Raw genomic sequence first — 13,643 nt, 5'->3', positions numbered from 1 at the left:
GCGTGTTCGACCGCCACGACGTTGCGCGGGCGCTGCATCGCTACATCAACGACGACCCGCAGGAGTTCCAGAACGCCTTTGCGAAGGTGATGGCCTCGCCGGCGCTGGTGGAGTTGCAGCCCGAGCGCGCGGACCCGGCAACGGGCGAGATCGAGCTTGCGCGCTATTCGACCCGCGAAATGGTCGGGATCGAATCCGGCATGATCGAGAGCGCGCAGCGGATGCACGCGGCGCATGGTCATGGCGTGGATCGCTGGCATGTCGAGCGCGCCATAGAGCGGCAGGACACCGCCATTCAGCGGAGCGCCGGCGACATGACGGCGCGGCTTTCGGACGAGCAGCGCCGGGCGATCAAGCATATCACCGGGCCGGAGCGGATCGCGGCCGTTGTCGGTTATGCCGGCGCTGGCAAGTCCACCATGCTCGCGGCGGCGCGCGAGGCATGGGAGGCCGAGGGCTATCAGGTCCACGGCGCGGCCCTGTCGGGGAAGGCGGCCGAGGGCTTGGAGGAATCTTCCGGCATCCAGAGCCGCACACTGGCGTCATGGTCCCGCGGTTGGGAGAACGACCGCGGCACGATCGGCCGCGGCGACGTGTTCGTGATCGACGAGGCGGGCATGGTCGGGAGCCGCCAGCTCGCCCGGTTCGTTAGCGAGGCCGAGGCGCGCGGGGCGAAGATCGTCCTTGTAGGCGACCATGAGCAGCTACAGGCGATCGGGGCCGGCGCACCGTTCCGGGCGATCACGGAGGAAATCGGCCATGCCGAGCTTTCCGAGATTCGCCGGCAGCGCGTGGACTGGCAGCGGGAGGCATCCGTTGACTTCGCCACGCACCGGACGGCCGAAGGGCTGGCGGCCTATCGGGATCGCGGCAATATCAGCTTTGCCGAGACAGGCGAGGACGCGCGCGGCGAGATCGTGCGCGATTACCTTGCCGATCGTGACGAGCGGCCGGAGGGGACGCGCGTTGCGATGGCGCATCGCCGGGCCGATGTTCGCGCCATCAATGACGCGATCCGGGCCGAGCTACAGGACCGGGGCGAGCTGGCGCAGGGCGAGGACGCCGGCGCGCTGACCTTCCAGACCAATGACGGTAAGCGGGAGTTCGCGCCCGGCGACCGCATCGTGTTCTTGGAGAACAGCCGCGACCTTGGCGTGAAAAACGGGATGCTCGCGACGGTCGATCATGTCGAGCCGGGCCGTATCATCGCCACGCTGGACCGGGGCGATCGCGTTTTCGTGCCGATGGGCGACTATCAGGCGATCGACCACGGCTATGCGACGACGATTCACAAAAATCAGGGGGCGACGGTCGATCGTTCCTATGTGCTGGCGTCGGGAACGATGGACCGGCATCTAACCTATGTCGCCATGACCCGGCATCGTGACGGCGTGCAGCTCTACGCGGCACAGGACGAGTTCACCAATGCCGGCCGGCTGGTCGAGCATGGGGCCGCGCCCTTCGAGCATGACCCGCAGAAGTCCGACAGCTATTTCGTGACGCTGGAAAACGACAAGGGCGAGCGCCGCACCCTATGGGGCGTCGATCTTGAGCGGGCCATGAAGGAGGCCGCGCCCGAGATCGGGGAGAAGATCGGCCTACAGCATGAGGGTTCCACCCCCGTTACCTTGCCGGATGGCACGCAGACGCACCGGAACGCATGGAAGGTTCAGGACGCCGGCGAGCTGGCCTATGACCAGCTAGAGCGCCGCCTGTCGCGGTCGGGCGTGAAGGAAACCACCCTCGACTATACCCGCGATTTTGCCGAGCGGCGCGGGATTGCCGAGCAAATGGGCGTTCGCAGCGAGATCGAGATTTCGGCCGAGCGCGCCGGGCTACGTGCGGAACGGGAGTCGACGGCCGAAGGTCGGCACCCTGCCGAGCGGGAGCGCATCGAGGACCGCGCGCCGAGATCCTCGCAAAAAATCGGCGTGGATCTCGCGCAGGATCTTGGTGCAGATCCTCGCGCGGATCTCGCCGGCGATCGACAGCAGCGCCAACGGCCGTTCGAGGGCCTGAAACTTGGGCGCGGCGCGGCGGCCGAGGGGCCGCAGCAGGACCGCGCCAATGAGGCCGGCCCACAGATCGACCAGAAACGGCCGCAGCAGGCCGAGAAACAGCGGCGCGGCATGTTTGCCGGCCTCAAGCTCAATGCGCGTTCCACACCCTCGCAGGAGCGCAGCGAACGGCCGGAAAGGGAAGGGAGCTTGCGGCAGGCGCCGGCGCCCGACCGGCTGGCCGAGCGGGCGCGGGGGCAGTCGCCGCTTGAGGCGGCCGTTGACCGCTATGCGCGGGCCTATCAGTCGATCGACCAGCACCGGCGCGAGGGCCTGCCGGTCCTCGACATGCAGCGGCAGGAAATGCGCGATGCCGGCCATCAGCTCGACCAGGTGCGCGACGGCATGAAAGATTTGATCCGCTCGACCCTGCAAAACGACCCGGCGACGGCGCGCGCCATGACCGAGCTTTCCGGCCGGGAGCGTGTCGCCCATGTTATCGAAGGGATGAAGCGCGAAAACGCTGCCCTGCAAGACCCGAATGTCAGGGCCGAGCGGTTTGTTGAACGCTGGCAGGAGCTACAGGGTCAGCGCCGGGAACTTCGCGGCTGGCAGCACGACGATGCCCGCGCCAAGGTCGAAAGCCAGATGACCGGCCTTGCCAAGAGCCTTGAGCGTGACCCGCAGGCGGAATCCATCCTGCGCAACCGCCGGCAGGAGCTTGGAATCGGGCAGGAGCTTCGCCGCGAGCAGACCATTGCCCGCGCGCTGCAAGACGAAATGACACGCGGCCAACGCCTCAGCCGAGGGCATGGCTTGGAGATGTAGGCAGGGAGAATATGGCGGAACTGGACGACGACAGGGAAGGAATCGAGCCGGAAGCACTGGACGAGGACGCCGGCGACCCGGCCGCCGCGTTCGACGCGCTCCGGCGCACGATCGAGACGCAGGGCGCGCAGATCGGCGCGGAAATGACCGTGATGCGGCGCGGGCTGGAAGCGGCTTTCGACCAGCTCGAAAGGATCGAGCCGGCGCAGGACTACAAGCCCCAGCTCGCCCAGCTCGTGCAGACGCTCGACAATGTTGCGGAGCGGCTGAACGGCGTCGAGCAGTCGCCCATTCTCCGGCATGGCGCGCAGCACTATGCGGCGCTCCTCGAGCGCAGCGGCGAGGCCCTGATACGCACCGCCGCGCAGCAGCTCGAGCGGCAGGCGTCCGACCTCGAGCGCGCCGGCCGGAATCTTTCCGCTCACACGAAAAGCGCCTACGACCGGAAAAGTCAGGATTTCCGCATGTGGATGGCCGGCCTTGTCGGGCTGTTCGTTGGCATATTCCTGATTTTGCTGTTGCCGCGCTTCCTGCCCTTCTCGGCCGACAGCCACGTTGCCGCCCTTGTCATGGGGCGGGATCGCGTCAGCGCCGGCCATGCCGTGATTAGGGCGGCCGATCCTTTCGAGGCGCAGAAAATCACATGGGGCGGCCAGTTCTACGATGCCAGCAGCGGGGAGATTTCGGCGTGCTTGGAGACGGCGAGGCGAACGGGAACGGATCAGCGATGCACCGTCACCGTGCCTGCCCCGGCGCAGTAGTGTAGAACAGCCTCAATGCGGAGCGGCAGCAGCGGCCGGGCCTCGCGATGCCAATATCTTCGCGGCGATCGGTGACGTAATCATCTGGATCACCGCGAAGAACGCAGCCGGCACCGCGATCTCGGAGGGCAGGCCGGATGCGACCACGAAGGCCGCCGCGATGGAAAATTCCTTCTTGCTCACGGTGAACAGGTAGGCAATCAGCTCCTCGCGATCGGCCACGAAGACCTTTGACACATAGCCGACCGCATAGCCGATGAGGTTGAGCGAGAGCGCGGCGAGCGCGATCACGATGGCATACCAGCCATAGCCAAGGACCGTCTCGGCGTTCGGCCCGATCACGGCGAGCAGCAGGAGCAGGTAGAGCACCGAGCCGAGCGACGGATAGACGCTATCGTAACGGCTGACGGCTTTCAGATACCGCGTGCGCAGATAGACGCCGACGATCGTCGGCACCAGCACGACCAGCACCAGTTCCAGCACGACCGCGCCGACCGGGACTTGGAGCTGTATGCCGGTCAGGGCAAGGAACAGAAAGGGCACGATGAACGGCGAGAGCGCCGTGTTGACCGCATTGAGCACGGCCGCGAGGGCGACGTTGCCTCGTGCCAGAAGCACCAGCAGCGGGGCGGAAACATCGGTGGGCAATGTCCCGACCAGCGTTTGACCGGCCGCCAGATTCCCGGTGCCGAAGAACAGGCGTCCGGTAAGCCAGCCGGCAAGCGACATGGGGCCATAGACGAGGCCAAGCGCCCAAATCTGCCGGCTTGGCTTCCGAAAAACCAGCTTCACGGCATGAGCGTCGAAGGTCAGGCTGATGACCAGCATCAGCGCGGCCAGAAGCGGGCTGATGCCAGCTTCCAAGACGATACCGATCGAGGGGACGAGCAGGCCCAAGGCGGCCGTCGCGACGGCGAGCAGCAGGAGATTGTTTTCAACGAAGGTGAGTGCTTTTTGCATGGTTGGTCCTATTCGCAGCCGGTGGCAGAGACGGCCGCGCGGTCAATCACCCGCGCCGGGCGCGGGGGAAAAATATCGTTGATACTTGCCGGGCACGCCGTCCCATTTGTCGGCGTCCGAGGGAGGGGTGCCCTTGGTCGTGATGTTGGGCCAGACGGCCGCATATTGGGCGTTGAGCCCCAGCCAGAAATCCAGATCGGGTTCGGTATCCGGTTTGATGGCTTCGGCTGGGCACTCGGGCTCGCACACGCCACAGTCGATGCATTCGTCGGGGTGGATGACGAGCATGTTTTCGCCTTCGTAGAAGCAGTCCACCGGACACACTTCCACGCAGTCCATATACTTGCAGCGAATGCAGTTTTCCGTGACCACATAGGTCATTTCGCCGCCTCGACTTCGACCAGCTCGCAAACAATGGGGCCGGTCGGGCGGCCTTGGCATTTGGCGAACAGGGCAATCGCCTTGTCGCAATACTCGCAATGGCCTTGGCAGCAGTCGTGCATGAGGAAGGCGACGAGATCGGAGAGGGCCGGCCAATTGGCGCTGTAGATGATCGACTTGCCATCGCGCCGGCTTCCAATAAGGCCGGCGTGTTCCAGCTCTTTGAGGTGGAACGAGACCCGCGAGGGCTGCGCGCCGTCGAGCGCCGAGGCGATCGCCCCGGCCGCCATGCCGTCAGCACCGGCGACCACCAACATGCGGACGATGCGCAAACGTGCTTCATGGGAGATCGCGGAGAATCCGGCGAGTGCGGCTTGTTCGTCCATATCGATTCATCGCTTCATGTGAAGATGAAATGAAGAATTACAGATGACGAACGAGCGCGTCAATGTCGCGCAACTCCTAAAACCTGCGCCAGATCGGCCGCCCCCGGAAAATCAGGGGTTTTCATGTCGCATGTCTTTGTCGCGGATGGTAGAAAACTTGCGACATGATTTGCGACAGGGGGCAGGCCATGAGGGGCCGACCAGATTCCGACGCCGGCAGCGTGTTCCTTGGCTATGCCCGCGTCTCGACGCAGGGGCAGGCCCTCGACCAGCAGCGAGCCGCCCTTGTCGCGGCCGGGTGCGTCCGCATTTTCGAGGAAAAGGCATCGGGCGCGCACCGCGACCGGCCCGAGCTGGCGCGGATGCTGGACCATCTTCGCGCCGGCGACGTGGTGACGATCGCCCGGCTTGACCGCCTCGCCCGTTCGACGGCCGACCTACTGGCGATCGCGGAGCAGATCAGGACGGCCGGGGCGGGCTTGCGCTCGCTGGCCGAGCCATGGGCCGACACCACGACCCCGGCCGGGCGCATGGTGATGACCGTGTTCGCGGGGATCGCGGATTTCGAGCGTTCCTTGATCGTTGAGCGCACCAGCGCCGGGCGGATCGCAGCGAAGGCCCGAGGCGTGAGGTTCGGTCCCTCCCCTGCCCTATCGGCCGAGCAGATCGCACACGCGCGCCAGCTCATCAGGGACGAGGAAAAGCCGGTTGCAGAAGTCGCGCGGATTGTGGGCGTTCACCGGGCTACGCTGTATCGGGCGCTGGACCGGAAAAAAGCGGGCACATAGGCGTCTTCTCAAATCAAATTGCTGCTTTGACAGCAAATAATATTGCCAGCAATTTAGCATTACTTTGACCGAACCTGAACCCGTGAATCATAAGGGGTTGCAGAATCGGAAGAATCGACGTTCCATGAAACACATGAGTCGTGCCGGGCAAGCCACCACTACCACGCAAAGAGTTATCGCTCATCGCGAGCGACGGCGTGCGGCTGGCGAAGTTCTGGTAACGGTCGATCTTCCCGGCGAGCTGGTCAAGGCAATCGACCAACTCAAGGAAGCCAAGGGCGTGCGGTCACGCGCGCCGATCATCGCGGAAGCCGTGAGGTTCTATATCGAGAAGCACGAGGGATCATAATAGCAAAAGCCCCAAGCCGTTGGAGCGGCAAGGGGCTTTGGGATTTCGGGAACGCCTATGTAGGAGCCCCATCAAGCTAGCTCCCAACATAGGCGAGAGACGGCCAACCCGCAAGACGTGAGTCGCGCGGGAACGGTGAATCTTTGCCTGTTTGTCCCCGCTGTCATGCCCTCCTGAATGGAGGACGAGAGACTTATGTTGAGGACGCAAATCGCGGCTGCGATCGGCTGCGCGCGCGGGCACGCGCTCGATGAAATCATGCGGGAAGTCTGGACACGGCACGGAGCCGGGCAACTGAACGAGGCCGAGGCCGGGCAGCTCTCCGCCCTCGCCTATGAGCGACGAGCGGCATTGCAGCGGTCGGGACAGGCCGCACTTGGCCTTGTCATGCCGCCCCCGGCCGAGCGCGAGCGGACGCCAGTTCGCCGGCACAGCCATTTCAAGGGCCGATCCGAGGGCCGGATTTGGCGGCCGACGACGCGGCAGGAAACGCAAAAGGTTCTTCTGGCCGCGAAACGCTACGAGCTGGCCGAGCGCCAGAAGGGCCAGCGCAGCGGCCCCCTTGGCGCGGTCGCCATCGAGGTTCTGGAATATTTCGTCAATCTGGTGGACTTCCGAACCGGGCGGCTGGACCCGTCCCTAGAGACGATCATGGGCAAGGTGCGCCGATCGCGGGACGCCGTGGTGCGCGCGTTGAAGGCGCTGCGGGCGCATGGATTCCTCGACTGGCTGCGGCGCTACGAGCCGACCGGCAACGAGAACGGGCCACAGGTGCAGCAGGCCAGCAACGCCTATCGCCTGTCTCTGCCCGAAAGGGCGCTGCGCTTCCTTGGGCGGTTCGGCAAGGCCCCTCCCCCGCCCGACGATCATGTGCAGGCCGAGGCCGAGCGCAAAGCCGTCACGGAGGCCCACAGGGCCAACCTCGACATTGGCGAGCGGGTTCTATTCGACGTTGGCGACAATGCCTTGGGGCAGGCCCTCGCCCGCCTTGGGAAGTCCTTGCAGGAGCGTGAGTCCGCCAAGCAGACTGAATCCCCATCTCATCTTTATCTAAGTAGGAAAACATAAGCGGTCGCCGCTGTTCGGGCCGCTTTCGCGGCCCTGCGGCGGTTCCGGCCCGCGTTAAGTGCGGGCCGGCAAGCGGCACCGGCAGAGCAAAACCGTTGACCTGGTGCTAGCGGTAAGCGTCGCATGGGCTTTCGAGAGAAAGAAGGCGGCAACACTGCGCTTATTTTGCTGTATTGCTGGCAAAGCGGCAATGTGTCTTGTCGGCAATCCGGTTTGCTGGTATGACAGCAGCATGAAAACAATCGCTATTGTCAGTCAAAAAGGCGGGGCTGGCAAAACCACCCTCGCACTACACATCGCCACGGCCGCTGAAGCGGCCGGGCTCCCCAGCGCAATAATCGACCTCGACCCGCAAGCCAGTGCAGCCGGATGGAGCGACAGCCGCGAGACGGAAACGCCGGTTGTCGTCGCCCTGCCCCATGCCCGGCTTGCGCAAGGATTGCAAGCGGCCCGCGACGGCGGGGCCGAGCTGGTCGTGATCGACACCGCGCCGCACTCGGAGGGAGCGGCGATGGCCGCTATTCGCGCCGCCGATCTTGTCTTGATTCCGTGCCGAGCTGGCGTCCTCGATCTTCGGGCCATTGGCAGCACGGCCGAGCTGGTGAAGCTGGCTCAAAAGCCCGCATTTGTGATCCTGAACGCGGTCCCGCCGCGCGCCACCCAACTTTTGGCCGACGCCCGCGACGCCGTGGAGGTTCATGGTTTGGCGGTTGCCCCTGTTACCTTGCAGCAGCGCGCGGCCTTCGGCCACGCGCTCACAGCAGGCAAGACCGCGCCGGAATACGAGCCGGACGGCAAGGCGAGCGATGAGGTTTCCGAACTTCTGGTATGGGTCAAAGCAACATTGCTGCTTTAACGGCAAGGCAGTTTGCCAGCAAAGAGGCAAACTGTTATTGCTGTCAAAAAGGCAACTAAAAGAGGACGAAATGAGCAAAAGACCGAGCCTTGCAGAGAGCATGAAGGCTGTCCGCCCTGCATCCGCACCAGCGGCCCCCATCGTGGAACCTGCCACGCAACCGGAACGCCCGCCCGAGGGGAAGCGGTATTATGCGGCCACGCGCGCCGGCATGAAGCGTTTGACCGTTGTAGTCGAGCCGGAAGACCATCGCCGAGTGAAGCGGCTTTCGGCTGACACTGATCGCTCCATAGAAGACCTCATGCGTGAGGCTCTGGCCGATCTTTTGGACAAGCACGGTGCCTAATTGCTGTTTTGACAGCAATTAGGCTTGCTGCTTTGCTGAACGGCGAGCAAGGGCTTGAAACGGTAGCCTTTTGTGGCTACATACGGCCACAAGTCTTTTCAGGAGCGAAGATCATGAGAGTTGATACCGTAGTGCGCGCGCGCGTCGATGCCGAAACGAAGAATAGCGCCACCAAGGCGCTTGCGGAGATGGGATTGTCCGTCTCGGATTATATCCGCATGGCGCTGGTCAGGGTTGCCCGCGACAAGGCCATCCCCTTTCCGGTGAAGGTGCCGAATGTGAAGACGGCTGCGGCTATGGAGAAGACGGCGCGCGGCGAGGACGTTCACAAGGCCAAGGATGCCGACGACCTGTTCAAGCAGTTGGGCATTTGAGTGCGGGAGCCGAGCTATTCCGGCCAGTTCCGCCGCGACGTGAAGCGGGCGGAAAAGCGCGGCAAGGATATGGCGAAGCTGCGCCACGTTCTGCAATTGTTGATCGAGGACGCGCCCTTGCCGGCGCAACTGCGTGACCATCCCTTGAAATTGAACTGGATCGGTTATCGCGACCTGCACATAGAGCCCGATTGGCTGCTGATCTACAAAGCGGACGCGACGAGCGTTCATTTCGAGCGCACCGGCACCCACTCCGATCTTTTCCGTAAGTAGGTCAGCGCCGGGGCCGTTTTCCCTATCTGGCCGGATCGGGCAAGGCGCTATCTGTTGTACCAGCGGCCCGCCCCCGGCCGTCCCTACGGCCCTATATGGAGAGAGCGGGCCGGCCGGGGGCTCCCTCCGTGCCCGCCAGCTCCACCACCAGCGTTTCGTTGAAGCGGGGATTCGAGAACATCGGCCCGGCCGGGTTGCACAGGATGCGGGTTCCGTTCGGCCGCGTCATGTCGATGCTGGCATGGATATGGCCGTGGACCCACAGGGCGACCCGGCCGCTATCAGTCAGCTCGGAGAGATCGGAGGCGCAGTTTCCGGCCGCCCATGTCCCGCGCGTATCGAGTGGCAGGCAATCGGGGTGCGGCGCGTGATGCGTCACGACGACGAGGGGGAGGGGGCTTGGATCGGCCGTGACGATCGCCGCGAGTTGCGCCCGTGCCGTTGCGTGGACGGCGGCGGAATCGGCCATGGTGAAGGGGCGGGGGGTTGGCCCGGCCGCCATGGCGATCAGCTCGCCGGTAGGGGCCTGCATGTCGGCCAGCTCGCCCGCCAGTTCGTAATCGGTCCAGAGGGTCGCGCCGGCGAACCGGCACCCGGCGACGGTGACGGCCTCGCCGTCGAGCAAGGTCACGCCGGCGTCTTGGGCTATGATCTTCGCTTCGCGCAGATCGTCGCCCAGGACGCCTTTCCAATGCTCATGATTTCCCATGACGAAGACGACCGGCTTGCCCCCGGCGAGGCGGGCGAGCAGATCGAGGCCGCGCCGAACATCGGCCTGCCAAATATCCCCGGCCGCGACCAGCACGTCAAAGTCGGTCCGGGCAGGGGCGAAGGCCCCCGGATAGGGCACGGATTCTAGGTGCAGATCGGACATGATCCAGAGTTTCGGCAAGAGGGTTTCTTTCGAGGTTTTCGCGGCGGGAGCCGCGCCCGGCCCGGAGGCGAACGCGCTCCCCACATAGCGCCGTAGAGAGCCGGAGGGACGGCAGGGAAGAAGCCCCGGCGCCGATGGCGCCGGGACCGTCTTCATTGTCATGCCGGATCATAGAGCCCCTGAAATTCTGGATCGGCGTAATAGGCGAGCTTTCCGGCGATGACCGGCCGTTGCCCGGCGAGAAACAGCAGCTCCACGTTTTGCGGCAGGTTGCGGACCTCATCGGGGGTCAGCAACGGCCGAGCAACGTGTTGTTCTCCGAAGGAGAGGCCGGATTTTTCGGAATCGAGCGCGCGGCTCATGGACTGGAACACAACGGTTCCTTGTCCGAGCAGATCGGAGACGAGGCGGGCGCTGTCGTGATCGTTGACGCCGAAGACCTGTAGGACGCCGGCGTTTGACAGGAAGGTGCCGGCGCGCTGCCCGTAGGTGGCGCGGAGCTGGTGAACGTCTTGCAGGATCGGCCAGAGTTGGACGCCGTAGCCGGCCATGAGGCCCATTGCACGCTCGACGGGGGCCAGATGGCCGAGGGCGGCGAACTCATCGAGCAGGTAGAGGACCGGCGCTGCCGGCTTGGTGGGGTCGCGGGCCATGTCGGTGAGGCTTTGGGCGACGAGCAGACGCAGCCATCGGGAATAGGTGGCGAGCCGATCGGGCGGCAGGACGAGGAACACCGAGACGTTGCGGCGCTTGAGATCGGCAAAGCGGAAATCGGATCGGCCGAGGACGGCGACCATGCGGGGGCTGTCGAGGAAATGGGTATGGCGCTGCGCGGCCGAGAGGACGCCGGAAGCTTCCTTGTCACTTTTGCCGAGGAAGCGATTTGCGGCGCGCGCGATCAGGCCGGCGGCGGCCGTTGACGCCTGCATGTCCTTCAGGAGCGCGGCGAAGGCTTCAGGGGCGAGGGTAAGATAGTCGCGCAGGGTGGCGAGGTTTTGCCTGTCGCGCGGCTCGCTGGCGGTAACATGGAGGATCAAGCCGGCAATGAGCGCCTTGGCTTCATCGTTCCAATGCGCTTCGCCGGCCATGCCCGGTTCATCGACTACAAGGGCGTCGGCAAGGGTGCTTGCATCTTCCGCGACATCGAGGCCGGCCGGGTCGAGTTGGTCGAGCGGATTGAAGGCGGCCGAGGGCTGGCCGGTGACGCCGAAGGGGTCGAGAACATGGACCGGGCCGAATTGCTGGCGGGCGCGGCCGGCGATTTTTGCATTTTCGCCTTTGGGGTCGATGCAGATCACGGAGCGGTCGGCAGTGAGCAGGTTCGGGATGATCGAACCGACGCCCTTGCCGGATCGCGTCGGGGCCATCGTGAGAAGGTGAGCGGGGCCGTCATAGCGGACGAGTTTTCCGCTCTTGGGATGGCGGCCGACGATAAGGCCGTCGCTTTGAATGGTGAGGGCAGAGGCTTCCTTGTTTGTGGCGAAGCGGGCCGAGCCATGAGTCTCGCCGTCAAGATCACCGAAATGCAGGATCATGGGATTGGTCAGTAAGCGGAATGCGAGGATGGAAACAACAGCGGCTACGAAGGTCAGATGGATCGCGGCGACAACGATATTGTCGCCAGCGCCGAGGGCTTCGAGTGCAAGACCGCCGCCTAGGGTCAGGATGAAACCCACGGCAAGCAGAAGCAGGAGGGTGAAAAATAGAGGAACGGCGGCGCGGAATGGTGCGAGACATATTGCCGTGATCGCCCACACCGGATCACGTGCGCCCTGCCGGATCATGTTCTTGAACGCAGCCCATGCAAGCCTTGCCTGACTCATGCGGCCGTCCCCCCGGCGCTGCCTGTCGTCTCCCCGGTCGGCGCGCTGCCGATCAGATCGGCAAAGAGTTCCTTGTCGCCGTCGCGCGTCAGGAAGTCGGGCAGCTCACGCTTGAGCCATTCGCCCAAGCGCCGAGAAAATTCCTCATCCTTGCCATTCTCAAGGCGATGGAGAACGAGCGCGCCCAACAGCACCTTGCGGCGCGTATCGTTGGCGCGCTCCTGTTTGCTCAAGCGTGCTTTGAGGGCGGCGCGCTGCGCATCCAGTTGAGCTAGACGTTCTTCGATAGATTTTCGCGCCATGCCTCAATCTCCTTTTCCGTTCGCTTGCCAAGACTATCATTCCCGGCCGTCATTTCCAGTTGTTTGCCCGTCTCGCTTGAAAACACACCGGATTTGCAGCACAATCGCCGCCTCAATTCGTCGCATCGAGCTTGCCGCAAGCGCCACACCGAGCGGCGAAAGAGCGAAGCGATTGAGTTGAGAAGGGCGCACTTACGAGTTGCTACGCAACTCAATGCGCGAACATGCTATTGGATGGCAACAAAGATTGTTTCAGGAGGATGTTGATGGAGATAAAATTCAGCCGATATGACACAGCCGATTATCTCGAAACCGAGGACGACATCACAGCCTATATTGAGGCCATAAGGGACGAAGGCGATCTAGCTTTGACCACTGCCGCTTTGGACGATGTTGCGCGGGCTCGGGAGCGAATCAAAAACAGGCGCGGCGCGGCGTCCAGTTTGCGCTGATATTCACGCAGGAGGAAAATCAGCCATTGGCGATCTATCATGTGAGCATGAAGCCGATTTCGCGCGGCGGCGGTCGAAGCGCCGTCGCGGCTTCGGCTTATCGTGCCGGCGAGCGCCTGACGAACGAGCGCGACGGCATCACGCATGACTTTTCGAGAAAGCAGGGCATCGAGCATTCGGAAATCGTGCTTCCCGAAGGTTCGGATGCCGAGTGGGCGCGCGATCGTTCGGCCTTGTGGAATGCGGCGGAGGCGGCCGAGAAGCGCAAGGACGCTCGCGTTGCCCGCGAATTTGAGATCGCCTTGCCGCATGAGCTATCGGTGGAACAGCGCCTAGAGGCAGCGCGGGAGTTCGCGCAGGAATTGGCCGACCGCTACGGCGCTGCCGTGGACTTCGCCATTCACGCGCCGCACGAGGCGAGCGACGTTCGCAATCATCATGCCCATGTGCTTATGACCACGCGGCAGGTGACGGAGGGTGGCTTAGGCGACAAGACCTATCTTGAGCGCGAAAACAAATGGCTCTTGGCGAACGAGCTGCCGACGACCGACATGCAGCTTCGTGACCTTCGCCAGCGGTGGGAGGGGATCGCCAACGAGCGGCTGGCGATGGCCGGGCTTGATATTCGCATCGACCATCGTTCGCACATGGAGCGCGGGCTAGAGATCGCGCCGACCGAGCATATGGGCGTCCACGCCTCGCAGATGGAGCGGCGCGGCCTCGACGTGTCGCGCACGCGGCTGGACGAGGATGCAGCGCGGCGCAATGCCGAGCTGATCCGTGAGAAGCCCGAGCAGGTTCTAACCCTCATCACCGGGGAAAAGA

Annotated in this window: 17 protein-coding genes; 11 read left to right on the top strand and 6 right to left on the bottom strand. The window is 64.0% G+C overall.

Annotated features, from left to right (window positions below; translation table 11 throughout):
- Together traA and DRF71_RS26850 are read left to right on the top strand one after the other, a co-directional pair.
- Positions 1 to 2,825: Ti-type conjugative transfer relaxase TraA (traA, locus tag DRF71_RS26855; protein ID WP_112313485.1), on the top strand; the 2,825-nt coding region annotated here is incomplete at its 5' end.
- Between the two features lie 11 nt (positions 2,826 to 2,836).
- Positions 2,837 to 3,586 carry a DUF6118 family protein gene (locus tag DRF71_RS26850; protein ID WP_112313484.1) on the top strand — a complete coding sequence of 250 codons (750 nt, stop codon included), beginning with the start codon at positions 2,837 to 2,839 and terminating at the stop codon, positions 3,584 to 3,586.
- A gap of 12 nt (positions 3,587 to 3,598) precedes the next feature.
- Here the strand turns inward: DRF71_RS26850 and DRF71_RS26845 are convergent, their stop codons facing one another.
- The 3 genes from DRF71_RS26845 to DRF71_RS26835 are packed head-to-tail and all read right to left on the bottom strand — an operon-like array spanning position 3,599 to position 5,313.
- Positions 3,599 to 4,546, bottom strand: coding sequence for a bile acid:sodium symporter family protein (locus DRF71_RS26845; RefSeq protein WP_112313483.1), 948 nt, complete (start codon positions 4,544 to 4,546; stop codon positions 3,599 to 3,601).
- A gap of 42 nt (positions 4,547 to 4,588) precedes the next feature.
- Positions 4,589 to 4,927: a ferredoxin FdxA gene (gene fdxA / locus DRF71_RS26840; RefSeq protein WP_112313482.1), complete on the bottom strand. Its 339-nt coding sequence runs from the start codon at positions 4,925 to 4,927 to the stop codon at positions 4,589 to 4,591.
- Positions 4,924 to 5,313: an ArsR/SmtB family transcription factor gene (locus tag DRF71_RS26835; RefSeq protein WP_112313481.1), complete on the bottom strand. Its 390-nt coding sequence runs from the start codon at positions 5,311 to 5,313 to the stop codon at positions 4,924 to 4,926. Before DRF71_RS26835 ends, fdxA begins: the two co-directional genes overlap by 4 nt.
- 188 nt (positions 5,314 to 5,501) lie before the next feature.
- Between DRF71_RS26835 and DRF71_RS26830 the strand changes: the two genes are divergently transcribed.
- The 7 genes from DRF71_RS26830 to DRF71_RS28315 all read left to right on the top strand — a co-directional run bounded on the left by DRF71_RS26830 (position 5,502) and on the right by DRF71_RS28315 (position 9,367).
- Entirely contained in the window at positions 5,502 to 6,101 is a 600-nt protein-coding gene (locus DRF71_RS26830; RefSeq protein WP_112313490.1) for a recombinase family protein, read from the top strand.
- 124 nt (positions 6,102 to 6,225) lie between these two features.
- A complete protein-coding gene (locus DRF71_RS26825) occupies positions 6,226 to 6,450 on the top strand; it encodes a ribbon-helix-helix domain-containing protein (RefSeq protein ID WP_232831714.1) in 225 nt (74 codons plus the stop codon).
- Between the two features lie 195 nt (positions 6,451 to 6,645).
- Positions 6,646 to 7,518, top strand: a complete 873-nt coding sequence (locus DRF71_RS26820; RefSeq protein ID WP_112313488.1) for a helix-turn-helix domain-containing protein — start codon at positions 6,646 to 6,648, stop codon at positions 7,516 to 7,518.
- Positions 7,519 to 7,576: 58 nt separating this feature from the next.
- A complete protein-coding gene (locus DRF71_RS26815; protein ID WP_232831713.1) occupies positions 7,577 to 8,374 on the top strand; it encodes a nucleotide-binding protein in 798 nt (265 codons plus the stop codon).
- Positions 8,375 to 8,444: 70 nt separating this feature from the next.
- Positions 8,445 to 8,720, top strand: coding sequence for a ribbon-helix-helix domain-containing protein (locus DRF71_RS28325; RefSeq protein ID WP_232831712.1), 276 nt, complete (start codon positions 8,445 to 8,447; stop codon positions 8,718 to 8,720).
- Positions 8,721 to 8,833: 113 nt separating this feature from the next.
- Positions 8,834 to 9,094 carry a type II toxin-antitoxin system RelB/DinJ family antitoxin gene (locus DRF71_RS28320; protein ID WP_198672413.1) on the top strand — a complete coding sequence of 87 codons (261 nt, stop codon included), beginning with the start codon at positions 8,834 to 8,836 and terminating at the stop codon, positions 9,092 to 9,094.
- A complete protein-coding gene (locus DRF71_RS28315; protein WP_198672412.1) occupies positions 9,095 to 9,367 on the top strand; it encodes a type II toxin-antitoxin system RelE/ParE family toxin in 273 nt (90 codons plus the stop codon).
- 91 nt (positions 9,368 to 9,458) lie between these two features.
- Here DRF71_RS28315 and DRF71_RS26800 read toward each other — a convergent pair whose 3' ends face one another.
- From DRF71_RS26800 to DRF71_RS26790, 3 genes are all read right to left on the bottom strand, one after another.
- Positions 9,459 to 10,259, bottom strand: coding sequence for a metallophosphoesterase (locus DRF71_RS26800; protein WP_198672411.1), 801 nt, complete (start codon positions 10,257 to 10,259; stop codon positions 9,459 to 9,461).
- Between the two features lie 140 nt (positions 10,260 to 10,399).
- On the bottom strand, positions 10,400 to 12,064 hold the full coding sequence (locus DRF71_RS26795) for a type IV secretory system conjugative DNA transfer family protein (RefSeq protein ID WP_112313478.1): 1,665 nt from the start codon (positions 12,062 to 12,064) through the stop codon (positions 10,400 to 10,402).
- Positions 12,061 to 12,366, bottom strand: coding sequence for a mobilization protein (locus tag DRF71_RS26790; protein ID WP_112313477.1), 306 nt, complete (start codon positions 12,364 to 12,366; stop codon positions 12,061 to 12,063). The genes DRF71_RS26795 and DRF71_RS26790 overlap by 4 nt, the downstream gene beginning before the upstream one ends.
- Positions 12,367 to 12,632: 266 nt before the next feature.
- Between DRF71_RS26790 and DRF71_RS26785 the strand changes: the two genes are divergently transcribed.
- Together DRF71_RS26785 and mobQ are read left to right on the top strand one after the other, a co-directional pair.
- Complete coding sequence (locus DRF71_RS26785) at positions 12,633 to 12,818, top strand: helix-turn-helix domain-containing transcriptional regulator (RefSeq protein ID WP_112313486.1); 186 nt, start codon at positions 12,633 to 12,635, stop codon at positions 12,816 to 12,818.
- Positions 12,819 to 12,844: 26 nt separating this feature from the next.
- A partial coding sequence (gene mobQ / locus DRF71_RS26780; RefSeq protein WP_198672410.1) for a MobQ family relaxase occupies positions 12,845 to 13,643 on the top strand: 799 nt, incomplete at its 3' end.

This window comes from Pseudogemmobacter bohemicus, assembly GCF_003290025.1.
Classification (GTDB): Bacteria; Pseudomonadota; Alphaproteobacteria; order Rhodobacterales; family Rhodobacteraceae; genus Pseudogemmobacter; species Pseudogemmobacter bohemicus.
This window is presented reverse-complemented; position numbering and strand designations above follow the sequence as displayed.